The sequence below is a fragment of the Dyadobacter sp. CY356 genome (genome assembly GCF_021440195.1).
GTDB lineage: Bacteria > Bacteroidota > Bacteroidia > Cytophagales > Spirosomataceae > Dyadobacter.
The window spans coordinates 1,277,084-1,298,952 of record NZ_JAJTSZ010000001.1 but is presented as its reverse complement, the minus strand read 5'-3'; the positions used below and the strand labels follow the sequence as shown (position 1 = coordinate 1,298,952).

At 44.7% G+C, this 21,869-nt stretch carries 21 protein-coding genes; 16 read left to right on the top strand and 5 right to left on the bottom strand.

Annotated elements, in window-relative coordinates; all coding sequences use genetic code 11:
- The first annotated feature begins 7 nt into the window (after window positions 1–7).
- The 12 genes from LXL81_RS05405 (at window position 8) to mobC (ending at window position 11,795) form a co-directional block, all read left to right on the top strand.
- Window positions 8–637: a TerB family tellurite resistance protein gene (locus LXL81_RS05405; RefSeq protein ID WP_234645690.1), complete on the top strand. Its 630-nt coding sequence runs from the start codon at window positions 8–10 to the stop codon at window positions 635–637.
- Window positions 638–643: 6 nt separating this feature from the next.
- A complete protein-coding gene (traJ, locus tag LXL81_RS05400) occupies window positions 644–1,759 on the top strand; it encodes a conjugative transposon protein TraJ (RefSeq protein ID WP_234645689.1) in 1,116 nt (371 codons plus the stop codon).
- Between the two features lie 45 nt (window positions 1,760–1,804).
- Window positions 1,805–2,422 carry a conjugative transposon protein TraK gene (gene traK / locus LXL81_RS05395; protein WP_234645688.1) on the top strand — a complete coding sequence of 206 codons (618 nt, stop codon included), beginning with the start codon at window positions 1,805–1,807 and terminating at the stop codon, window positions 2,420–2,422.
- A gap of 41 nt (window positions 2,423–2,463) precedes the next feature.
- Window positions 2,464–2,862 carry a hypothetical protein gene (locus tag LXL81_RS05390; RefSeq protein WP_234645687.1) on the top strand — a complete coding sequence of 133 codons (399 nt, stop codon included), beginning with the start codon at window positions 2,464–2,466 and terminating at the stop codon, window positions 2,860–2,862.
- Window positions 2,863–2,864: 2 nt separating this feature from the next.
- Window positions 2,865–4,196 (top strand): conjugative transposon protein TraM, encoded by a 1,332-nt coding sequence (gene traM / locus LXL81_RS05385; RefSeq protein ID WP_234645686.1) that lies wholly within the window; start codon window positions 2,865–2,867, stop codon window positions 4,194–4,196.
- Between the two features lie 37 nt (window positions 4,197–4,233).
- Window positions 4,234–5,073: a conjugative transposon protein TraN gene (gene traN / locus LXL81_RS05380; RefSeq protein ID WP_234645685.1), complete on the top strand. Its 840-nt coding sequence runs from the start codon at window positions 4,234–4,236 to the stop codon at window positions 5,071–5,073.
- A gap of 40 nt (window positions 5,074–5,113) precedes the next feature.
- On the top strand, window positions 5,114–5,911 hold the full coding sequence (locus LXL81_RS05375; RefSeq protein ID WP_234645684.1) for a hypothetical protein: 798 nt from the start codon (window positions 5,114–5,116) through the stop codon (window positions 5,909–5,911).
- A 31-nt stretch (window positions 5,912–5,942) separates the two neighbouring features.
- Entirely contained in the window at window positions 5,943–7,013 is a 1,071-nt protein-coding gene (locus tag LXL81_RS05370; RefSeq protein ID WP_234645683.1) for a hypothetical protein, read from the top strand.
- Between the two features lie 232 nt (window positions 7,014–7,245).
- On the top strand, window positions 7,246–8,031 hold the full coding sequence (locus LXL81_RS05365) for a hypothetical protein (protein WP_234645682.1): 786 nt from the start codon (window positions 7,246–7,248) through the stop codon (window positions 8,029–8,031).
- Window positions 8,032–8,149: 118 nt separating this feature from the next.
- On the top strand, window positions 8,150–8,539 hold the full coding sequence (locus LXL81_RS05360) for a hypothetical protein (protein WP_234645681.1): 390 nt from the start codon (window positions 8,150–8,152) through the stop codon (window positions 8,537–8,539).
- 25 nt (window positions 8,540–8,564) lie between these two features.
- Window positions 8,565–9,788 (top strand): relaxase/mobilization nuclease domain-containing protein, encoded by a 1,224-nt coding sequence (locus tag LXL81_RS05355; protein WP_234645680.1) that lies wholly within the window; start codon window positions 8,565–8,567, stop codon window positions 9,786–9,788.
- Between the two features lie 18 nt (window positions 9,789–9,806).
- Window positions 9,807–11,795: a conjugal transfer protein MobC gene (mobC, locus tag LXL81_RS05350; protein ID WP_234645679.1), complete on the top strand. Its 1,989-nt coding sequence runs from the start codon at window positions 9,807–9,809 to the stop codon at window positions 11,793–11,795.
- 80 nt (window positions 11,796–11,875) lie between these two features.
- On the opposite strand, the gene LXL81_RS05345 is transcribed toward mobC, so the two are convergent.
- On the bottom strand, window positions 11,876–12,262 hold the full coding sequence (locus tag LXL81_RS05345) for a DUF779 domain-containing protein (RefSeq protein WP_234645678.1): 387 nt from the start codon (window positions 12,260–12,262) through the stop codon (window positions 11,876–11,878).
- Window positions 12,263–12,369: 107 nt separating this feature from the next.
- Window positions 12,370–13,911: an aldehyde dehydrogenase family protein gene (locus LXL81_RS05340; protein ID WP_234645677.1), complete on the bottom strand. Its 1,542-nt coding sequence runs from the start codon at window positions 13,909–13,911 to the stop codon at window positions 12,370–12,372.
- Between the two features lie 264 nt (window positions 13,912–14,175).
- On the opposite strand from LXL81_RS05340, the gene LXL81_RS05335 reads away from it, so the two are divergent.
- A complete protein-coding gene (locus tag LXL81_RS05335) occupies window positions 14,176–15,063 on the top strand; it encodes an AraC family transcriptional regulator (protein WP_234645676.1) in 888 nt (295 codons plus the stop codon).
- A gap of 153 nt (window positions 15,064–15,216) precedes the next feature.
- Here the strand turns inward: LXL81_RS05335 and LXL81_RS05330 are convergent, their stop codons facing one another.
- Window positions 15,217–15,612 carry a response regulator gene (locus tag LXL81_RS05330; protein ID WP_234645675.1) on the bottom strand — a complete coding sequence of 132 codons (396 nt, stop codon included), beginning with the start codon at window positions 15,610–15,612 and terminating at the stop codon, window positions 15,217–15,219.
- 110 nt (window positions 15,613–15,722) lie between these two features.
- On the opposite strand from LXL81_RS05330, the gene LXL81_RS05325 reads away from it, so the two are divergent.
- A complete protein-coding gene (locus LXL81_RS05325; protein WP_234645674.1) occupies window positions 15,723–16,106 on the top strand; it encodes a response regulator in 384 nt (127 codons plus the stop codon).
- A 106-nt stretch (window positions 16,107–16,212) separates the two neighbouring features.
- On the opposite strand, the gene LXL81_RS05320 is transcribed toward LXL81_RS05325, so the two are convergent.
- Window positions 16,213–16,857, bottom strand: a complete 645-nt coding sequence (locus tag LXL81_RS05320; protein ID WP_234645673.1) for a DUF1080 domain-containing protein — start codon at window positions 16,855–16,857, stop codon at window positions 16,213–16,215.
- Window positions 16,858–17,035: 178 nt separating this feature from the next.
- Here LXL81_RS05320 and LXL81_RS05315 point away from each other — a divergent pair, with 178 nt between their 5' ends.
- Window positions 17,036–18,808, top strand: a complete 1,773-nt coding sequence (locus LXL81_RS05315; protein ID WP_234645672.1) for an ABC transporter ATP-binding protein — start codon at window positions 17,036–17,038, stop codon at window positions 18,806–18,808.
- 62 nt (window positions 18,809–18,870) lie between these two features.
- On the opposite strand, the gene LXL81_RS05310 is transcribed toward LXL81_RS05315, so the two are convergent.
- Window positions 18,871–20,610: a gliding motility-associated C-terminal domain-containing protein gene (locus LXL81_RS05310; RefSeq protein ID WP_234645671.1), complete on the bottom strand. Its 1,740-nt coding sequence runs from the start codon at window positions 20,608–20,610 to the stop codon at window positions 18,871–18,873.
- A 442-nt stretch (window positions 20,611–21,052) separates the two neighbouring features.
- Between LXL81_RS05310 and LXL81_RS05305 the strand changes: the two genes are divergently transcribed.
- Window positions 21,053–21,787 carry a tyrosine-protein phosphatase gene (locus LXL81_RS05305; RefSeq protein ID WP_234645670.1) on the top strand — a complete coding sequence of 245 codons (735 nt, stop codon included), beginning with the start codon at window positions 21,053–21,055 and terminating at the stop codon, window positions 21,785–21,787.
- Window positions 21,788–21,869: the final 82 nt, after the last annotated feature.

The following is a 21,869-nucleotide window of genomic DNA, read 5'->3' as shown; positions in this document are numbered from 1 at the left end:
AGATAACATGAAACAGATCATGCTTTTTTGTATGGTGACCCTGATGCCTGTGGCAAGAGCCAGCGCGCAGACCGCAGAGGTTACCCAGCTGATTCTTAATATTGAAAAGCTCAATGAGCTTCGTAAAATTCTTAATGAGCTCAAAGAAGGCTATCAGATCCTTTTTAAAGGTTACACTACCATCAAGGAGTTGTCCGAAGGTAACTTTAAGCTGCATGAGGCTTTTTTGGACGGGCTATTACAGGTAAGCCCGGCCGTTAAAAATTACGCCCGGGTCAATGATATCATTCGGATGCAGCTATCGATCATTAAAGAGATCAACCAGGCGCGGGCGCGGTTTTCAAATACCGGAAACTTCAATGCAACAGAGCTTGCGTATATAGAAAAGGTTTATGAAAATATGGCCGCTTCGAGCCTTAAAAACCTGGATGCACTCACCATGGTTCTGACTGCCAAGAAGCTGCGCGCCTCGGATGATGAAAGGCTTGGGACGATCGATAAGATTTATGAAGATATGAGCGGAAAGCTATCTTTTGTAAGGCATTTTAACAGCAACGCCTCGGTGCTGGGTGCCCAAAAAGAAAACGAGATTTCTGATGCAAAAATGCTTGAAGAGCTCTACCAAATCCAACCCTGATGTAAGATGAAAATAAGTAGCTATCTAAAAAGCGCACGGACAGTGCTGCTGGCAGCGCTTTTGCCAAATCTTTCCAAAGCGCAGGGTTTTGCCCAGACCACGCGCGGGCTTAACGGGGTGCTTGAAAGCTTATACAGTGAGATGATTCCGATGTGCGCCCAGCTAATCAGTGTCGGGCGCGGCATTGCAGGCTTTGCAGCGATCTGGTATATCGCCTCACGCGTATGGCGGCATCTTGCCAATGCAGAGCCTATCGATTTTTATCCGCTTTTCCGCCCTTTTGTTCTGGGCTTTGCCATCTTTATTTTCCCATCAGTGATCTCGCTTCTTAACGGGGTGCTCTCCCCTACCGTCAAAGGCACTGCGGGCATGGTGCGCGACTCGGATAAAGCGATCGCGCTTCTTTTAAAAAAGAAGGAAGATGCAGTCAAATCCTCTAAGTTCTGGGAGATGTATGTGGGTGATGATCAGAAAGGAAGCCGGGAAAAGTGGCTAAAATATACCTACGGCGATGGCTACTCGGAAGGCTTCACAGATGGGATCTCGAACGATATTAAATTTTATATGGCCAAACAGAGCTATAATTTCAGAAACTCGATCAAGGCCGCTCTTAGTGAAGTGCTGCGGGTTGTATTTGAATCAGCAGCGCTTTGCATCAATACGGTCCGGACCTTTCATCTGATTGTGCTGGCCGTAATCGGGCCGATCGCCTTTGGCATCGCAGTCTTTGATGGTTTTCAGCATACGCTGACTGCCTGGATTGCCCGCTATATCAATATTTATCTGTGGCTTCCGGTCGCTAACATATTCGGGGCAATCATTGGCAAGATCCAGGAGAAAATGATCGCGCTCGACATCCGGCAGGTGGAGCAAAACGGCGATACTTTTTTTAACGCGCACGATATGGCCTACCTGATTTTTCTGATCATCGGCATTGTAGGCTACTTTTCCGTCCCTTCGGTCGCTGGTTATATCATACAGGCAGGCGGGCAGAACACGCTGCTTCAAAAGGTCACCACCCTTTTTGCCAATACGGCTATGAGCGTTGGCAACTATGCTTTTCCCGCTGGCGGAGGCTTTGGAAGATTGCCGCGTCCGGCTGAAAAATCACAGGGGAAATAATACTTGGTATTCAAACAGACTTCTTGTCTATTAATTATAAAAGTCATGTTTCAAAAAGCAAAAAATATTGATGCGGCCTTTGGTCACATCCGCACTTTTACTTTTATCACTGTCATCAGCGCATCGGTTCTTTGCTGCTTTACGCTCTATAAAAGCTACCAAAGCATCGAGGCTGCACAGTCCAGGGTCTACATTCTTGAATCAGGAAAGATTCTTGAAGCCTATGCATCTGCCAGAAGCGAGAACATACCGGTTGAAGCAAGGGATCATATCGCAAGTTTTCACCGGCTGTTTTTCACCCTTGATCCAGATGACAAAGCCATCACCTCGGGTCTTGCCAAGGCCTTATATCTGGCTGATGGCTCAGCCAAAAAGCAGTATGATGATCTTCGTGAATCTGGTTATTACACAGGGATCATCTCTGGAAACATCAGCCAGCAGCTGATCATTGACAGCATAAAAGTAAATACGCACACCTACCCTTACAGCTTTCAGTGCACCGCGGTGCAGCGCATCATCAGACCAACCAGTATTGTCAGCCGGCGACTGATCACAGAAGGCTCTCTGCGCACGGTTTCAAGATCAGACAACAACCCGCACGGCTTTCTGATTGAAAAATGGATTACCCTTGAAAACAAAGACATCGGCGTGCAGTACCGCTAAGAGCCGCGCCACAGCATTTATAAATCTAAAATTTAACGGTCATGTTTTACAACTTTAATGCGCACCGCGCCAGAAAACCTGCGCCCAAACAAGACCAGGGGCTAGCCAGACAGATTTTTCAAAAATTGACCGCTTTACAGCGCCGCTGGGCGGGCTTTATGCAGTTTCACAGCGAAAGGCTTTCAAAAAACTGGCTTAAAGCGCTGTGTTTGACAGTGCTTGCCAGCAGCGGAACGTACAGCGCTTATCTGATCTGGGACGGACTGAGCTCAGGGAAAGGACCAAAAGCACCTTTATCAATGGACAGACTTTGGCCTTTTGACCCTTATGGCAGCAAACAAAACCTGCGGCAGGTGTCTGATTTTCAGCGCTATCTGGACAGTCTGGATCATGCCGTTACACGTGATAGCTTACTACAAATAAATCCTAAACAACACTGATCATGCAGCCAAAAACACATTCGCCCGCATTTATGCAAAACAGAAAGTTATATACCTTTCTGCCCGTTCTGATTCTGCCGTTTCTGACCCTTATCTACTGGGCCGTTGGGATTAAAATGATCTACAAGCACCACGCTTCAAAAACGCAGCCGCAGGGACTCAACACCCGTTTGCCGGATCCCAAGCTGAAAGATGAAACCGAATTCAGCAAGCTTAGCTACTACAAAAAATCCGCAGAAGATTCAGCTAAATACCGTGAGCAGCTAAAAAAAGACCCATACCGAAACGGCGAATTGTCAGATCCTGATAAAGCGCCGGCGCAGCTTGCCATGCAGGGACTCGGCGCTCCGGCAGGCGGGCTAAAAAAGCAGAAAACAGTATTTTATAAAGGCAAAACCTACACAGGCAGCCAGCAGAAGCTGATTATGCGCAAGCTTAAAACACTTGATTCTGTGCTGGCCAGCAGCGCAGAGCCCGGATTTGAAAAGCGTGCGATCACAGAGCAAAAGCCAAAAGAAGCGGCAAGCTCCCTAAAAGCAGCTGAGATTCAGAAATTTGAATCCATCATGAATGGACTTGAAAGCAGTCAAAACACCGGCAACCAGGATCCGGAGCTGGCTGAGCTTAACAGTATGCTTGAAAAAATCCTGGATATCCAGCATCCTGAACGCCTTGCAGATAAAAGGCGCGCGCAAAATAATGATCAGCAAAACGCTGCCTACCCGGTAAGCAGCTCCCCGCAAAAAACGCCTATTGCCAGCTTTGGCACAGCGACCGCTGATTCAACCGCAGACAACCCGGTCTCAATGATCAGTTTTCAATCCAACGGCTTCTTTTCACTTGATGAATCTGTAAGCGCAGCTAATGATAATGCCATTAAAGCGGTGGTGCATGAGCAGCAGACCCTTGTCACCGGCTCGAGCATCAAACTCAGACTTACCGCAGATATTTATGTGGCCGGAACACTGATCCCAAAGAATAATTTTATTTATGGAACTGTGTCTGTGAACGGCGACAGGCTACTGGTCGATATCTCTTCAATCCGGCTTAACAGCTCACTATTCCCTGTCAAACTTTCTGTCTATGATCTGGACGGACAAACAGGAATCTACATCCCGGGTGCTATATCAAGAAATGTTGCCAAACAGTCAGTAAGTCAGGACATACAGGGTCTATCTGTGGGATCACTCGATACTTCAATCGGCGCCCAGGCTGCTAGTGCCGGAATTCAGGCCGCTAAAACTTTGCTAGGCAAAAAAGCCAGGCTTGTGCAGGTATCGGTCAAGGCCGGTTATCAGATCCTTTTGAAAGATGGGAACCTGAAGTCCATCTGATATAAACATCATCGGAAACAATCAAAACAATAGCATTATGAAATACACAAAATTAAAAAGAATCATTGCAATCCTGTTTTTTGCCATCATAACAGAAGCATCTGCCCAAAACGCGCAGCTTTTTATCATCGAGCCGTTTCCACTAGAAATTACCTACAATAAAACCGTTAATCTGATTTTTCCCTTCCAGATTAAAAGCGTCGATAAAGGCAGCCGTTCTATTCTGGCCCAAAAGGCAAAGGGCGTTGAAAATATTTTGCAGGTAAAGGCGGCAGAAGCTGGCTTTCAGCAGACAAATCTGACTGTGATTACCGCTGATGGCAAGCTTTATTCGTTCGTCGTCGATTATAGTGCGGAGCCGTCCCAGCTCAATATCGAACTGATTAAAAGCCCTAATGCATCCAGGTCAGCGGAGGCCTTACTTGAGAAAGAGCCAAATGAAGCTTTTTTGAAAGAAATCTCACAACGGGCACTTTCTGATAGAAGTGTTCTGCGTAAAGTGAAAGACACCGCATATAAAACCAGGCTGACACTCAGCGGACTGTACGTTAATAGTGATGTAATTTTCTTCCGGCTGAAAATTGAGAACCGCTCTAATATTTCCTACCAAATCGAGAGCATCCGCTTTTTTATAAGCGATAAAAAACGGGTGAAAAGAACAGCCGCTCAGCAGGCCGAAATCATTCCTTTATATGCGCATGAAAATACCGGCCTGATCCAGGCTAACGGGACTGGTGAAATTGTCTTTGCCCTTCCAAAATTCACTTTACCTGATGCTGAGCAGTTGCATATTGAATTGATGGAAAAAAACGGGGGCCGTCAACTTCGGCTGCTGGTTCAAAATAAAAACATCATCCGGGCAAAACAGCTCCAGTAAAAGCGGCTGCCTAATTTTTAAAACCTTAATTAATCAGATCATGAACGAGAAAAATTTTGATTTTCTAAAAGACCAAATCAAGTTTACTGGTTTTGGTCAGGACCTTGAAGCAGCGTTAAAAGAAAACCTTGCCAAGGCCCAGACCGAATTCCGCTTGCAGCATACGACCCAGTACGGAAAAGACCAAATGAGCTCATCGCTTCATTTTAAAAAAGCCAGCCAGAGTGATCTGTATTTTTTTAATAGCTATACGGCCACCCTTAATAAGGAAAATAATTCCCAACCGGTCAAACAAACCTTTTATATCAATAAAGGGGCTGGCAACATCACCCAAAAGGAAGCTTTCAATTTGCTGGATGGAAGGGCTGTAAATAAAGATATGGTCAACAAAGAAGGAAATCTGTATAATGCCTGGGTGCAGATTAATTTTAAGGAAACAGCTATGAATGGAAATTTCAAATTAAAGCAGTTTTCTCAAAAGTATGGTTTTGATCTTGAAAAATCACTGGCGAAGCTTCCGATTCAGGAGCTGGCGGATCAGACAGGCAAAGAGCGTCTGATCGAATCGCTGCAAAAAGGAAACCGCCAAGCTGTAACATTATCAGGAGCGGGAAATGAGCAAAAGGTATTTGTGGAAGCAAACCCGCAGTTTAAGGCCATAATCGTTTATGATCAGAGCCACAGACGACTTACCCTTGACCGGCCGAAACAAACGCAAAATCAGTCCGAGTCAAATCAGCAGTCAGTAAAAAATCAGAACGGCGAACAAAAACAGAAAGCAACCAGCGAGCATACCCAGGAGCCTGCGCGAAAAAACAAGACCGGAAAACGCATCTGAGCATAAATAAAAATCTTAAACCAGCAGTGTCATGGATCCGAACATAAATAGAGTTGCCATTGAGCTTAATGACTGGAAAGCCCGTGAAGAACGTTTTGAGAAAATATTCTCTGCTTCTATTTTGAAAGACCCGGCCTTTTTAAAAGAGAAATTAAGCTTTTACAATCATGTGCAGGCCAAATATGGCAAAAGCGCAAATGATGAAGAAAAAATCACCCTGCGTATTCTGGCCCGCCAGCGCACCGAGCTGCGTGATCAGCTGTATCCGAGTTTGCTTCGAAAATTGTATCATTTTATTATGCAGCCATTTGAGGACAGAAAGATCCTGCAAAAGGCAACCCAAAAACAGGATACTAATTTAAAAGAGATCAGCGATTTGGTCAAAAAGCACGGCTTTGAGCCTGCGGCAGACAAACTCGCGGCCAAGATCAGTCAGGGGCAAAAAAATTTCACTATTGGCATGTCTCACTATGTAAACGAAAGTGAAAAGATCAGCTATAATCTTTCCTTTCAAAAACAGCAGGATGGCACTTACCGTTTTGATTCCTACCGGGCATCGCTTCAAAATGCGAAAAGTCCCGCTCAAAGCGTCTCGCAGGTTTTTAAAACAGATGCCAAAGACATGATCAGTGCTGATCAGGCCCAGAATCTTTTGGCAGGAAGGGCAGTGATGAAAGAAAGCTTTGATATGACAGGGGCTTCTAAAAGCAAATGGATCCAGCTTGATTTTACAGACAAGGATCCATCTGGGAATCATAAGATCAAATCGTTCCTACATAACTACGGTTATGATCTTGATAAAGCGGTCGAAAAACTTTTTCAAAAGCAGAATATCTCACCTGACAACAAACAAAATCTGTTTGAAGCGCTTAAAAGAGGTGAAAAACAGCCCCTTACGATTATGCGCGGCAATACAGCTGTAAACCTTTTTATTGAAGCCAATCCTCAGTTAAAGACCGTTAACATTTTTGATGAGCATTCAAAAAAGATATCGATTAATGAAGCTGTTGGCGAAAAATCCATCAAAGAACAGATCCGGCAGCTGGCTCCCAAACAGCAGCTTGACTATGTTAAATCAAAAAAGAACGGGGTCAGTATCTGACGCTGGCTTGCCGCACCAAAAAAAAGCGTACTGCACCGCTGTTGCCTGCTGCTAAAAATCCCTGCAGCTGCCTTCGCGAAGGCTTCCTTGCGCGCGTGCTGATTTTTAGCGGCCAGCACCGGCGGGGTGATTTTTTAAAGGGCTTTCCCGATACAAGCCCAAACCCACTTGGCCAGCCTGCCGGCTTTAAAACAAATCCTACTGAAATTTTCTGAGCTACACTGCCAGCGCTATGGACCAACAAAATTTAGAATATCTTAAAAACCAGCTCAAATACACCGGGTTTGGCGAAAACCTGGCTGATGAGCTTAAAGAAAATATGGCCAGCCAAAAAAATCAATTTGTACTGGTTCACCAGGCCCGTTATGGAAACGACCAGCTGACCGCATCACTTCGATTTACCAGGTCCATGCAAAGTGAGCTTTATTTTTTTAACAGCTACAAAGCCACGCTTCATAAAGCTGATCAATGCGGGCCCTCACAGGTCTTCTACATTGGAAAACAGGGGTCCAACATCACTTTAAAAGAAGCATTTAATCTGCTTTCGGGCCGCTCGGTTCATAAGGATATGACAACCCGGCAGGGTAATCTTTATCAGGCCTGGCTGCAGCTGGACTTTAAGCAGACGCTGCCTAACGGTAATTTCAAAATGCTGCAATACGGTAAAAACTACGGATATGATCTTTTCGAATCTTTAAAAAAGCTTCCCATCGATGAAATCAGAGTGCAGGCCCAGCGTGTCAGGATCTTGGATTCTTTAAAAAAAGGCAACGCTGTTCAGGTCACGCTATCTGGCCCCGCAGCTGGCCAGAAGGTATTTATTGAAGCCAACCCGCAGTTTAAGGCGATTATCATCTACGATAGTAATCATCAAAGGCTGCGCCAGTTGGCCAAGCAGAGCCCGCAGCATCTTAGCCAGCAGCAGTCTGAAAAAAATGTTCACATCCAAAATAAGGAAAATACCAACCAGGCGCACAGGTTGCAAAAAGACCGTAGAAGAAAAGGCCCCTGCATGTAAGCGCAGCAAAATACCGGCAGATGGCCCAAGAAAATAATACAAACGGCCTTTCGGCCGAAGCAGACTAGCTTCCAAGGGCATTTACCCAAATGAATTACCGGCAAATAATCACAAGATCATGAAACCACGGATTAAAAGACGCGAGATCAGAGTTGAACTCGATGATGCAGAATGGGAAGCGTTGCATAACCAGCTACAAAAGTCTACCAGCAGAAGCCGCAGTGAATACTTGCGAAGAAAGATCTTTGGCAAAACACTGACCTTGAAATACCGCAACGCCTCACTGGATGAATGCACTGAGCAGCTTACAGAGCTTAAAGAACATCTTAAAACGGCCGCCTATGACTTTGATAGCGCAATGCAAAAACTAAGGAATTTGTCATCTGTCAAGGACATCGAGCATTGGCTGATCAGTTACGATCTTGACCGCCGGAATCTTTTAAGACATGTAGAGAACATCAGTAACTATCTGCAAAAATTCAGCGCTTATGATTGGCATAATCAATAGATCCAGAAATTTAAGATACGCAGTTATGTATAATGAAAAAAAGGTGCAGAAAAAAACGGCCACTTTCATTGATGCTGGTTATTACCTTCAAAAGCCCGAGCTTCTTTCTGTTAAAGAAAAATTCGAAAGACTTAAAAGCCGCAACGCATTAAATATGCGCTCAAAGGTAAATGTGATGAGCTGTTCAATAAGCTTTGACGAGCCGAAAAAGCTGACAGCCGGCCAGCTAAAACAGATCAGCTTGTGTTTTCTAAAAAAATTAGGTTTTGCCTCTCAGCCTTATCTTCTTTACGAGCATCACGATTCGGCGCGCCAGCATGTACATATTGTCTCAACGCTGATCCGCCCGGACGGCAGCCGCATCAGGGATTCGGTTACAACTCGAAGCAAGATAATAGAAGCCCAGAAGCACACCCAGGCACTTTTCGGATTAAAATCTACGGTCTTTATCAACCCAGATTTAACAGCGCAGCAGAAGGCAGCTCAGGATCAGACCCAGGGGCTCAGGTCCAAACTCAGATCTGTCATAGACCAAGTTTTAAGCAGCTACAAATTCAGCTCGTTTTCAGAGTACAACGCGGTTTTAAGACAGTTTAATGTGCAGGCCCTAAGTGGCAGTGTGCACTCGAGGCTTTTCAAGCACCAGGGGCTGCTCTACAAAACCATTGACCATAAAGGTTCAGGCAACTCTATGGCTATCAAAGCCAGTAGACTCGACCCGCGGGCCACACTTAAAGCGCTTGATCTGCAATTTAAACAAAACGCTGCACAGCAGAAACTTTATATATCCAGGCTAAAAAATACAGTGGATCTGGCCATTGTCAACAGCGGTGAGCTGCCGCTGGCCAAGCTGGCAGAATTACTTGAAAAGCAGGGCATAAAAATGCATCTGACAACACAGGCAGATCAAAAAAATATGCATTTAACCTATGTAGACAACCGCACCAAATGCGCCTTTGATGCCAGCCGTCTGGGGCCAGATTATGATCTTTATAGCCTTGCCAAAAGGTGCGCGCCTAAGACCACGCCAGGCGCCGCTATAAGACAATCTGATTCTGCTGTTTCAGATCGTGAAAACAATGATTGGGAACTCTTTGGCCATAAAGGTCTTTTTGCAAGCGCTGATCAAGATTTTAAAATAGATGTACTGCTGCACGATCTGCTTCTGGCGGCCACTGATCACAGCCCTGTTCCCTTTGCGCTTAGAAACGCTATGAAAAAAAGAAGAAAAAGATCCACGGCCCGTTAACCCAAAAGCCAAAACCTTATGCAAAGCTCTGAAAACCAACAGGCGCTGGGAAGAATACTTGATATGAGCAGACTCATCAGCATTCTTCTTTTAGGCCTTCATTTTTACTACCAGTGCTACGGGGCCTTTCAGCTGTGGAAGCTGACAAGTCCTTTTACCAACAGGATTCTGGATAATATCGTAAAAACTGAGCTTTTTACAGGATTTAACAAAGCAAAGTTTTTTGCACTTGCTTTCCTTTTCATATCGCTTCTGGGTGTAAGAGGAAAAAAAAGCGAAAATCTGCGGACAAAAAATGGTCTGATGCTGATTGCTGCCGGGCTTGTTTTGTTTTTTGGCAGCCGCCTAAGTCTGCACCTGGGCGCCTCTGTCATTGGTCTTACCCTGATTTATATCAGCGTTACTGTCAGTGGCTATATTCTTACACTGAGCGGGGGCACTTTGATTTCAAGGGTAATCTCAGAGAAGCTTAGCAATGATATTTTCAATAGCGAAAACGAGACATTTCCCCAGCAGCAGAAGCTGATCGAAAACGAATTTTCAATCAATCTGCCTACCCTGTTTCAGCTTAAAAGAAAATTTTACCCCGGATGGATTAACATCATCAATCCGTTCCGGGGCCTTTTGGTCTTGGGATCACCAGGCTCAGGAAAATCTTATTTTGTCATCCGACACGTGATCAGCCAGCATATTGCCAAGAATTTCACACTTTTTATTTACGATTTCAAATACCCTGATCTGACTTTGATCGCCTACAACCACTGGCTTAAACAAAAAGCAAATTACAGTACTGCGCCGAAGTTTTATTATATCAACTTTGATGAGCTGAGCTACTCGCACCGCTGTAACCCGCTGGACCCCGAAGCGATGCTTGATATTACTGACGCGGCTGAATCAGCGCGCACGATTCTGATGGGTCTGAACCGGGAGTGGATTAAAAAGCAGGGTGATTTTTTTGTTGAATCTCCCATAAACTTTATGACGGCAGTAATCTGGTTTTTAAGAAAATTCCAGGATGGTGCTTTCTGTACACTTCCGCATGTGCTCGAGCTGATGCAGCTGGATTATGATAGTCTGTTCTCGATTCTGATGACAGAGAAAGAAATCGATGTGCTGATCAACCCTTTTATGACCGCCTATTTAAACGATGCAATGGAGCAGCTTGAGGGTCAGATCGGGTCTGCCAAGATTGCCCTTGCCAGACTGTCTTCTCCAAACCTTTATTATGTGCTTTCGGGTAATGATTTCAAACTGGATATGAACAATCCCAAAGATCCCAAAATCATTTGTATGGGCAACAATCCTCAGAAGATAATGACTTACGGCGCAGTACTTTCACTGTATGTAAACCGGCTGATTAAAATAGTAAATCAAAAAGGAAAACTAAAAAGCAGCCTGGTTTTTGACGAGTTTCCAACGATCTATCTAAGCAACATTGATACGCTGATGGCCACAGCGCGCTCCAGCCTTGTGGCAACAACGCTTGCCGTACAGGATTTTAGCCAGCTAAAAAAAGACTACGGAAGAGAGCAGGCCGATGTGATTATGAACTTAGCGGGAAATATCATCAGCGGGCAGGTGTCGGGTGATACGGCCAAGCAGCTCTCTGAGCGTTTTGGTAAAATCATGCAGGACCGCACCAGCCTGTCGATCAACAGAAGCGATACTTCGGTGAGCAGATCCAAACAGCTCGAACTGGCGATTCCATCTTCAAAGATCTCAACGCTCAGTTCGGGCGAGTTTGTCGGCATGGTAGCCGATGACCCGCTTACTAAAATTGAGCTTAAAGCCTTTCACAGCCAGATTCAAAACGATCATAAAGCTTTAAAACAGGAAACTGATCAGTATGTGCCGCTTCCCAAGGTCCGCCAAATCGACACCTCAATTGTTCTTCAAAATTACCACAATATCAAAGAGGATGTGCAAAACATCTATGATTATAAAATGAGCCAGATTTTAAATGATCCCTCACTTTCGCACCTTCTTGTCAACAAGAAAAAGCGGTAGAAAAAAAAGCGCCTTTCAGAGCTTAGCTAGCTTCGAAAGGCGCGGGATACCACGGATCTAAACCACTTTAAATTCTCTTTTTACGATGATGCCTGTGCTCCGCTTTTTATTTCAGACAGATTTTCTTCTTCCTGAGCTGTATACATGCGCGAATGGGTAATAAAGCGTATGCCCATCGGGATTTCCAGCGAAAAACTCGATCCTCTTCCGGGCGTCACCCCGATCGTAAGCTGGGTATGCTGCCAGTATTCAAACTGATCGCGGCTCATAAAAAAATCGCAGCCTGCGATCTGACCCAGCAGCACATCACTTTCACCTGTTTTAAACTCTCCTTTCTCAAAGCACATTGGCTGAGAGCCGTCACAGCACCCGCCGCTTTGATGAAACATCAGCTCACCAAACCGCTCTTTTAACTGGTCTACAACTTTTATGGCTTCGGCAGTAATTAGCACGCGGGGCGTTTTCATCTTTACAGGTTTTAAATGGATCTAATTTTTGAACGCAAAAAATGCTGCGGCTTGTGCGCGCGGCAAACTATTTTTTGCCATCCGCAAGCCGCAGCCTGTTTTTAGGATCAGAAAAATCCTAGCGCGTTGCGGTCATAAGAAATGAGCATATTTTTTGTCTGGCGGTAGTAGCCGAGCATCATTTTATGGTTCTCACGGCCAAAACCGGATTTTTTATAACCGCCAAAGGGTGCATGCGCCGGGTAAGCATGGTAATTGTTGACCCAGAGACGGCCGGCCTGAATTGCGCGCGGCACCTGGTAAATCTGGTGTGCATCGCGCGTCCAGACCCCGGCGCCCAGACCATACATGGTATCATTGGCAATCTGGATAGCTTCTTCAACTGTTTTAAAAGTGGTCACGCACGCCACAGGTCCAAAGATTTCCTCCTGAAAAATGCGCATTTTGTTATGGCCCTTAAAAAGTGTCGGCTGGATGTAATAGCCGCCCGAAATCCCGTTTTCAAACCGCTGGGCCTCTCCCCCACACAATACTTCGGCCCCTTCCTCTTTACCGATTTTCAGATACGAAAGTATTTTTTCGTACTGATCATTTGAAGCCTGAGCGCCCATCATCGTACCGCTATCCAGCGGATGGCCCATCCGGATTGCTTTGGTGCGCTCAATGACGCGGCTCATAAATTTATCATAGATATCTTCCTGAACCAGGATCCTGGACGGGCAGGTGCAAACTTCTCCCTGATTTAAAGCAAACATGACAGCGCCTTCGATGGCCTTATCAAAAAAAGCATCATCCTGGTCTGCCACCGAAGAGAAGAAAATATTGGGTGATTTACCGCCCAGCTCCATGGTTACCGGAATCAGATTCTCAGAGGCATACTGCATGATCAGCCGGCCGGTGGTCGTCTCGCCTGTAAATGAGACCTTGGCTACTCTTGGTGAGGATGCAAGCGGTTTTCCTGCTTCTGTGCCAAAGCCTGTTACAATATTTAAAACGCCGGCGGGCAGAATATCACCGATCAGCTCCATCAGACACATAATAGAGGTTGGCGTCTGCTCGGCTGGTTTTACGACCACGCAGCAGCCCGAAGCCAAAGCAGGGGCAATTTTCCAGGTTGCCATCAGAAGCGGAAAATTCCACGGGATGATCTGTGCCACCACGCCAAGCGGCTCATGCAAAACAATGGACACCGTATTTTCATCATGCTCTGAAATACCGCCTTCTTCTGCGCGGATCACACCTGCAAAATACCGGAAGTGGTCAATGCAAAGCGGCAGATCCGCTGCTCTGGTCTCACGAATTGCTTTTCCGTTATCAATCGCTTCGACGACTGCCAGGTATTCAAGATTTTCCTCGATCACCTGCGCAATTTTAAGCATCAGATTACTTCTGTATGTCGCAGAGGTTTTACTCCAGGTTTTAAATGCTTCATGGGCTGCATCCAGAGCCAGCTCAATATCTTCTTTTCCTGAGCGGGCTGCTTTGGTGAATACCTTACCATCGACCGGCGAGATGTTATCAAAATATTCCCCTTTAACAGGCGCTACAAATCTGCCACCGATAAAGTTTTCATACTGAGCTTTAAACTCAGGTCTTTTGGCAAGGGTTGCACTTAGCTGTGATTTATTTTCTGCTTCCAGCGTTTCCATATACTTAAAGGTTTTTGTCTTGTGATTAATGATCACAAACTTAGCGCAGGGCCAGTATTTATACTGGCACTATTGATTCAGATAATAGGATAATATTCTCAAAAAAAATAAAATATCCAGTACCTTTATGTAGCTTTTTGGCGTTAGCCTATTGGTAATTCACTTAAAACTGATTGCCGGTAACCCAGTTCATACTTCATTCCTGTCACTGTTATGTCATCCGGATTCAAGTTAAACCAAATTGCTGTTTCCTCTCAAAAATCAATGAAGACCCTGGTTGAAAACAGGCGCGCTTTCACCCTTGAAAACTGTGAGCTGAATTTGTTTGAAACACAAAAGCCTTGTGCACTCGTGCCGCTAAGTTTTACTGATTTTGTCGTGACCAGTATGCTGCGCGGTAAAAAGGTGATGCATTTGTTTGACCAACCCGGTTTTGATTATCTTCCTGGTGAGACTGTGCTGGTACCTGCCCATGTGAAGATGAAAATAGATTTCCCCGAAGCATCTGAGAGCAACCCCACCCAGTGCATTGCGCTCGCGCTGGATCAGACCAAAATACAGCAGATCGTTGACCGGCTCAATGAGCAGTATCCGCGCTGTGGCAAGGATCAGTACTGGCAACTTGAGCATAACCAGTATCATTTTCTTAACAATATCGATCTGGCCCAAAGCATCAATAAACTGATCCATATCTGCTCTGGCAATGCGCTTGGAAAAGATATTTTGGCAGATCTTACTTTACAGGAGCTGATCGTTCATATCATACAAACCCAGCATCTTTACTCAGCGCAGCAAGACCAGTATCCGCAGCAGGACAGTCCGCTGGCTTATGTGCTGCATTATATTAAAGCCAATATTGGTGAGAAGATTCAGGTTGAGCAGCTTAGCGAAAAAGCCTGCATGAGCCGCGCATCGTTTTACCGCGCCTTTAAAAGGGAATTCAGCATTAGTCCGGTGGAATTTATTTTGAAGGAAAAGATCAAGAAAGCAAAGTCTTTGCTCAGTGATTCGAAAGCAAGCATTTCAGATGTTTGTTATCAGCTTGGATTTTCAGATCTTAATTATTTTGGACGGCAGTTTAAAAAATCAGAGGGGATTTCTCCTTCTCAGTACCGTCATGTTGCTAACGGCTATCAGGAAAATAAAATTTAAATGCAGTGTTGGGCAGATGCCTGCCGCGCTGGGCGCGAATCATTTTTTGATTTAAAGACTCCGGGCACAGCGTTTTCAGGGAAGTATCAGCTAAAATTTTGAGTACCGGATTTCCACACTGCCGGCGAAATTGCGGATAATAATCGCAGTTTGTTACTTGAAGAACCTGAAAAATATTTTTTTGGCAATAGCAATCAAGGCGATAAAAGAGTTTGGCTTGGTAAAATACTCTGTGGCGCCTGCTTCGATCGCTTTCTTTTTTAGCTCCGGACTACTCGATGTTGAAAGCATGACCGCTGGCACATCAGATAGCTTAAAATCGTCTCTGATCGCTTTGATCGCTTCAATTCCGTTCATTTTGGGCATGTTCATATCGACGACAATGACCGTGTCATCCAGATCATTTTCGTTTTTTAAGTTTTCGATAAGCTCTTTACCATTCTGGGCTTCGATGACATTGACATCCGGATCAGTCTCCTGCAGCGCTTCTTTAAATAACATTCTGTCGTCCTCATCGTCATCTGCCAGATGAACAGTCTTGTTATCCATAATTAAAATTTCTTCTTCATTAATAAAAGCCATGCACAAAAGTACAAAATTATTTTTTGTGGAATGATATTTTCATTATTTAGAAAAACTACAAGTAACACTTCCGGGATATGAAAAATCGCGCATTTCTTCTTATTGATGATGATCAGGACGATCATATCATTTTTGCCGACGCTTTAAGCATCGCAGACCCTGATGCAACCTGCGATTATGCTTTCAATTGCCCGGATGCCATTGACTTTTTAAATAAACAGGTGATCAACATTCCTGATTACATATTTATGGACTGGAACATGCCTTATATGGAAGCGATTGATTCAATTCAGGCGCTCAGAAAAATCCCAGGCATTGATAACACTCCCATTTATATACTTTCGGGCTCAAAGCCAAGCTTTGAGATACAGGACAAGGTGGGTCTTATGATTCAAAAGGTTTTAACAAAACAAAATTCAATAGAGCAGCTCGCCGCAGAAATTCAAGAAGCTATCGGTTGATGCTAAACGCGGCAGTTTTGATCCTAAAAAAAACGGGAGTTTTGCAGGTCAGGTTTTAATCTCTGATGCAAAACTCCCTTTTTGGTTTTTAGTTGTTTAAAATCTGCTACTCGGTTAATGGTTTAACCATGATATCTTTAAAGTAAACGGTGCTGTTTGGATCATGGGCTTGCAAAGCGAAGGTGCCGCTGCTTAGGATTCTGTCTTTTTCGCCGGCTGATCTTTTATCTGTATCGTTTTCCTCGTAGTCCACAACGGTCTTGTCATTTATTTTAATGGTAATGTGTTTTCCTTCCACTTTGATATATTCGGTATACCACTCGTTGTCTTTTACGTAGGTTTCCTTTACGTCCTGGATGTTATAAAGACTGCCTGTACGTTTCCAGTCTGTGTGCGAGTTGTTTACCTGCACCTCGTATCCCTTGGATGGCCAGCCGGTTTCCTGGTAAGTGGTATGAATATAAATCCCGGAATTCGCGCCTGGTTTAGTCATCACCTGGGCTTTGAATTCAAAGTTTTTAAACATGTGATTTTTAACAGGCCCTTCATAAAACAAATGGCCCACCGGGCCGTTGACTTTTATAGCGCCATCTTCAATTGAAAATGAGTTTGCGTTGTTGCCCACTTTCCAGCCTTTTAATGATTTGCCATCAAAGATCGAGATCCACCCGTCCTGTTTAGGGGCACAGACCGCACTGATTAAAACCGTAAGGGCTAAAAGCGCTGAAAATAAATTTATTGTCTTCTTCATAAGTTTTGGTCTTAACAAGGTTTTGGATTTGATGTTATCTTTCATTTATAAAAAGAAGAAAATTCATCATAAACTACTGTCTGCCGGAAGGAAATAATATTTCTTACTACCAAACTGCCACAAGCATTTTAACAGAAGAAACATTCGCTTTATCTTTGCCATTGAAATAACCATCTGAATGCGTAACCCTTACATTGCCCTTCTTGCCATTTCCTGGCGTTATGCCCGCCAGCAGAAAAAACGCTACCTTTTAATATATGGCATGTTTATCATGGCCAATCTGGTCCTTGCCATGCAACCGATACTGTATGGCTGGTTTGTGCAGTCGCTGCAAACCAAAGGGACCGAAGTTCTCAAAAATGTCTGGTGGTATGCCGGCGCCTACATCGGCCTGAGTCTTCTGGAATGGGCCTTTCACGGGCCGGCGCGCGTGATGGAAAGAAAGCTGGCCTTTGATCTGAGCCGCAATTTTCTTGATGAGCTTTATCATCAGTCGCTGCATCTGCCCATCCGCTGGCATCAGGATCATCACAGTGGAGCAACGATCAACCGGATCAGAAAAGCTTATGAAGCCTTGAAAGAATTCTTTCAAAACGGGTTTATGTTTCTTCATGCCTTTTCAAAATTTGTTTTCTCTTTTGCCGCCATTGTCTACTTCTCTCCGTTGTATGGAAGTATCGGCGTTTTGATCGGGATCATCAACGTGCTTGTCATATTCAGGTTTGATAAGCCCCTGGTCAAAGCACTGGATGAGACCAACGAAAAAGAGCACATTGTTTCCTCGACACTTTTTGACAGTCTTTCCAATATTATCACCGTGATCACCCTTCGGCTTGAAAAGCGCATGCAAGAAGCGCTTCAAACCAAAGTAGCCCAGGTTTTTCCTTCTTTTTTAAAAACAGTCGTTATCAATGAATGGAAATGGTTTGTCGCCAGTCTTTTCATAGGGCTGATTTACGTGGTGGTCACGGTGGGTTATGTATATCAAAACTATGTTCCGGGTACCATTTTTCTTGTCGGCGGACTGGTAACGCTGCTAGGCTACGTCAATCAGTTTACCAGCGTTTTTCAAGATGTCGCCTGGCAGTATACTGAAATCATCCGCTATAATACAGAAGTGCAAACAGCCCGCAGTATCAGTGAGGCTTACGCGGCACACCATAATACAGACGAGCAGGGCTCTTTGCCAGAAAACTGGAAGCAGATACAGATCAAAAATCTTAACTTTTCACATGCTGCAATCTATCATCAGGAAAAAAAGGCGCATAGCCTACACAGTCTGAATATCCGCATTCAAAAAGGAGGGCGCGTTGCTTTCATTGGAGAAAGTGGTAGCGGTAAAAGTACGCTTCTGGCGCTTTTGAGGGGTCTATACAATGCTGAAAAAGATGCAACCGTGCAGGTGGATGAAAAAGAAGTCGTTCCGCTTGAAATGCTGGCTGGTACTGTCACCTTGTTTCCGCAGGACCCTGAGATCTTTGAAAATACAATCGAATACAATATTACGCTCGGACTTCCTTTCTCAGACGCTGAGATCAGCCATGTTTGTGATACAGCCCAGTTCAGCTCCGTGCTTGAAAAGCTTCCCAATGGCCTGCAGTCGAACATACAGGAAAAAGGCGTGAACCTTTCAGGCGGACAAAAACAGCGGCTTGCGCTGGCCCGCGGTGTTCTGGCTGCCAAATCCAGTGATATCATTCTTTTGGATGAGCCCACCAGCAGCGTCGATCCGAAAACAGAAGCTTTGATCTATGATCATATGTTTGAAGCATTTAAAGATAAGGCCGTGCTCTCAGCGCTTCACAGGCTACATCTGCTGCCAAAGTTTGATTATATCTACATCCTAAAAGACGGGCGTCTGATTGATGAAGGAACATACGCTGAGCTAAGGGCAAACAGTCAGATCTTTTCTGATCTGATGGGAAAAGACCAGCACGAATCAGTTGGCTGAATCTAAGACCATATGAAAAACACCAGATATTGAAGTGAGCTATCCTCAGGACGGGTTGATACTTACTTCAAGAGCGTCACAATCCCTTTGTAATCTGCCAGCTCCCCACTTTTAAACTCCACTTTGATCTTGTAGGGATAAACGCCGGGTTCTGTGGGCTGGCCTTTGTAATTACCATCCCAGCCGTTTGAGGGTTCAGACGCTGCGAAATTTTCTTTCATATAAACCACCTGTCCCCACCGGTTGTAGATCACCATTTTTTTGACGATACTTACGCAGCTGTTACCATAAACAAAAAAAACATCATTGTCCCCGTCATGGTTTGGAGAAAAAGCAGTCGGCGGGTATATGCCGCAGGGTCTTACCTGCACTGTTAGTTTTGTATCCCTGGTACAGACCTTATTTAGATCCGAAACCACCAGACTATACTCTGTCGTTGAACCCGGATGAGCCCAGGTGTCCGGGCAGCTTGGGCAGCTCAGCGAGGCTGGCGGCTGCCAGATGTAGCTGTAACTGCCGGCAGGCTCAACAACCGCGTGAAGCTGCACACTGTCTCCCTGGGTGATATAAAGATTCTGCATCGCAGCCAGATTCAGCTCATCTACTTTCAATTCTGTAATCACCGTACTATCACAGCCAAGGCTGGTGCTCAGCACATTCTCGTAAGTCCCGGAAGTACGGTAAACAGAACCTCCAACAGCCAGACTGTCTCCCTGACATATCGTAATCGTTTGACTATATCTGGCCGCAGGATTCACTGTGAGATCAAGATGAACGGTGCTGTCACATACGCTGCTTTGGATCACATGCCTACTGAAACTCCCGCTTGTCCGGTAAGTGGTATCACCAACTGCCACACTTTCCCCCTCACAGATCGTTCTGACCAGCGTTGAATCAATTTGTTTGAACGCAATGGTGTAATCCATTTGCAGCGCGCATGATTCATCCAGGCTTCCTACCGGCACCAGTTTGACCCAGTATTGATCTCCTAGATTCGCCCTCACTTTGATCTGTTCGCTTGTGGCCCCGTTGCTCCATGTGTACTTGCCAAAACCGGCCGGTGCCATCAGGGTCAAATAGCCGTTTTCATCCGGACAGTTTGCCGCTTGTCTTACTTCTGATTTGGTGCACTGCGCGTCAAAATAGGCATAACCAAAATGTTTCTTTTTTGTGCAGCCGTGCGCTGTCACCTCCACGGTGATCGTCTCACCGATGTGATCTCTCAGATCCATCGCGCCTGTCGTCCAGTTGCGGTACTGAATATCGCCCTGGGTTTTAAAACCATCGACCGTGTTTGAGGCCTCGAGCTGAATATCATAATTACTGCAAGCAATATCATTTCCGCTCGCATCATAGATCCGGATATTAAAGCCAGGCTTTTGATAAGGCTGGTGATCATTTCTGGGGTTTTCTAACAATATGGCAAACTTGTATTGAAAAAGCGTGTTATCAGGCCCGACCACAAAGGTAGTTTTCGCCCGGTCAAAACGGCTTCCCATCATCGTATTTCCGATCCTGAGCGAATAATTGCTTCCCGGTGCAACCATCGGGATTGCTTCTGATGTTATCTTTGGATCATTGCCGTCAGAGGTTTTTGTCACCAAATGACCATTTGCGTATATACCGGCAGTTTCGTTGGTGTAAACCACTGTGCTTCCAACGTTTTCGACGGTCCCGTTTGTAAGGATCCAGCCACTGGCGGTGCCCTGTTCAAAACCGATGTTACCGCAGTCCACTTTTTGCGCCTGCAGTTTTAGCGTCAAACAGAAAATAAATCCGGTCAAAAATAGAATTTTTCCCATAACATCAGCAAAGGATCAAAAACCTGAAAAGTTTATACTTAACCTTACGTAATATCGCTCTGCGCTGTTGCAGAAAATCCTTTCGTATCAGCCGTTTTTCACTGCATTATTTTGTAAGCAGCATCCTTGTTACCCGTAAAAATTAAATTTCACAAAATTCCGGCTCGAAGGTTTATCAAACTTTCTCTACCGGCTGATAGAATTTATCTGTGGGCTAGGATAGAAAAAAGTATAGTCCATTAAAAAAAAGGAATGTTGATAAACAAATCAAACAATTGTGAATTTTGTATTAAAATTGAAATATTCCAAGCAATATTCTGTGAAGTGTGCCGTTTTTTACATTAAATTTGCTGTACCCTTTAATACACGATATTCCTGAAATAAGTAACAGCCCCATCCGCGCATATCCGGAGAAGGTCTTTATCAGGGCAAAAAAAACATTATGCTCAACTGGTTATTCGATAAGAAGATAAAAGAAGTGAACCTTGAAAGGATTGGGATGGATATCCATTCTCATCTGATCCCCGGAATTGACGACGGTGTTGAAACCGTCGAAGAGTCCGTAGCAATGGTTCAAAAAATGCAGGATCTTGGCTTTTCCAAAATCTACACCACACCCCATGTGATGTGGGACTGCTACCGCAACACCCCCGAAGCCATACAATCCGGACTGGAAGATGTGCGCAGCGCCTGCCGGATCGCAGGGCTTACCGTTGAGATCAACGCGGCCGCTGAATATTTTATCGACGAACACTTTGTACAAACCCTGAATACCGGACAAGGACTTTTAACTTTACCGGGAAACAGGCTTTTGGTGGAACTTCCCTACTCCACCCCTTTAATGAATACCTCCGAGACTCTTTTCAAAATCATTGAAAAAGGATTCCAACCGGTTTTGGCACATCCGGAGCGTTACACATACTTCTATTCTGACCCCTCTGTTTTCAAAAAATTATCTGACCAGGGCTGCGAGTTGCAGGTCAACATATTATCCCTTGGCGGTTACTACGGCGAGAATGTCCATAAAATGGCAGACTGGCTTTTACGTAACAAACTGATCACCTTTTTGGGCACTGACGCACACCGGATGCAGCATTTGGATTTAATCTCCAAAGGTGACAAAGCATCCTGGCTTACAAAGTACGACTTTCAAAACGAAAAATTATTGAGTGCCTGATTTGAAATGCTAGAATTTATTCTACATTTCAAATAGAAATTTATGACAATTTTAGTAGTATTGAAAAGAAGTTTATATAACT

Coding starts and splice junctions, on each gene's coding strand:
- LXL81_RS05340 (WP_234645677.1), bottom strand. CDS start 13,911: ATGGAAACGCTGGAAGCAGAAAATAAATCACAGCTAAGTGCAACCCTT.
- LXL81_RS05325 (WP_234645674.1), top strand. CDS start 15,723: ATGAAAAATCGCGCATTTCTTCTTATTGATGATGATCAGGACGATCAT.
- traK (WP_234645688.1), top strand. CDS start 1,805: ATGTTTCAAAAAGCAAAAAATATTGATGCGGCCTTTGGTCACATCCGC.
- mobC (WP_234645679.1), top strand. CDS start 9,807: ATGCAAAGCTCTGAAAACCAACAGGCGCTGGGAAGAATACTTGATATG.
- LXL81_RS05345 (WP_234645678.1), bottom strand. CDS start 12,262: ATGAAAACGCCCCGCGTGCTAATTACTGCCGAAGCCATAAAAGTTGTA.
- LXL81_RS05355 (WP_234645680.1), top strand. CDS start 8,565: ATGTATAATGAAAAAAAGGTGCAGAAAAAAACGGCCACTTTCATTGAT.
- LXL81_RS05375 (WP_234645684.1), top strand. CDS start 5,114: ATGAACGAGAAAAATTTTGATTTTCTAAAAGACCAAATCAAGTTTACT.
- LXL81_RS05405 (WP_234645690.1), top strand. CDS start 8: ATGAAACAGATCATGCTTTTTTGTATGGTGACCCTGATGCCTGTGGCA.
- LXL81_RS05310 (WP_234645671.1), bottom strand. CDS start 20,610: ATGGGAAAAATTCTATTTTTGACCGGATTTATTTTCTGTTTGACGCTA.
- LXL81_RS05330 (WP_234645675.1), bottom strand. CDS start 15,612: ATGGATAACAAGACTGTTCATCTGGCAGATGACGATGAGGACGACAGA.
- traN (WP_234645685.1), top strand. CDS start 4,234: ATGAAATACACAAAATTAAAAAGAATCATTGCAATCCTGTTTTTTGCC.
- LXL81_RS05320 (WP_234645673.1), bottom strand. CDS start 16,857: ATGAAGAAGACAATAAATTTATTTTCAGCGCTTTTAGCCCTTACGGTT.
- LXL81_RS05370 (WP_234645683.1), top strand. CDS start 5,943: ATGGATCCGAACATAAATAGAGTTGCCATTGAGCTTAATGACTGGAAA.
- LXL81_RS05390 (WP_234645687.1), top strand. CDS start 2,464: ATGTTTTACAACTTTAATGCGCACCGCGCCAGAAAACCTGCGCCCAAA.
- LXL81_RS05365 (WP_234645682.1), top strand. CDS start 7,246: ATGGACCAACAAAATTTAGAATATCTTAAAAACCAGCTCAAATACACC.
- traM (WP_234645686.1), top strand. CDS start 2,865: ATGCAGCCAAAAACACATTCGCCCGCATTTATGCAAAACAGAAAGTTA.
- LXL81_RS05305 (WP_234645670.1), top strand. CDS start 21,053: ATGCTCAACTGGTTATTCGATAAGAAGATAAAAGAAGTGAACCTTGAA.
- LXL81_RS05315 (WP_234645672.1), top strand. CDS start 17,036: ATGCGTAACCCTTACATTGCCCTTCTTGCCATTTCCTGGCGTTATGCC.
- traJ (WP_234645689.1), top strand. CDS start 644: ATGAAAATAAGTAGCTATCTAAAAAGCGCACGGACAGTGCTGCTGGCA.
- LXL81_RS05360 (WP_234645681.1), top strand. CDS start 8,150: ATGAAACCACGGATTAAAAGACGCGAGATCAGAGTTGAACTCGATGAT.
- LXL81_RS05335 (WP_234645676.1), top strand. CDS start 14,176: ATGAAGACCCTGGTTGAAAACAGGCGCGCTTTCACCCTTGAAAACTGT.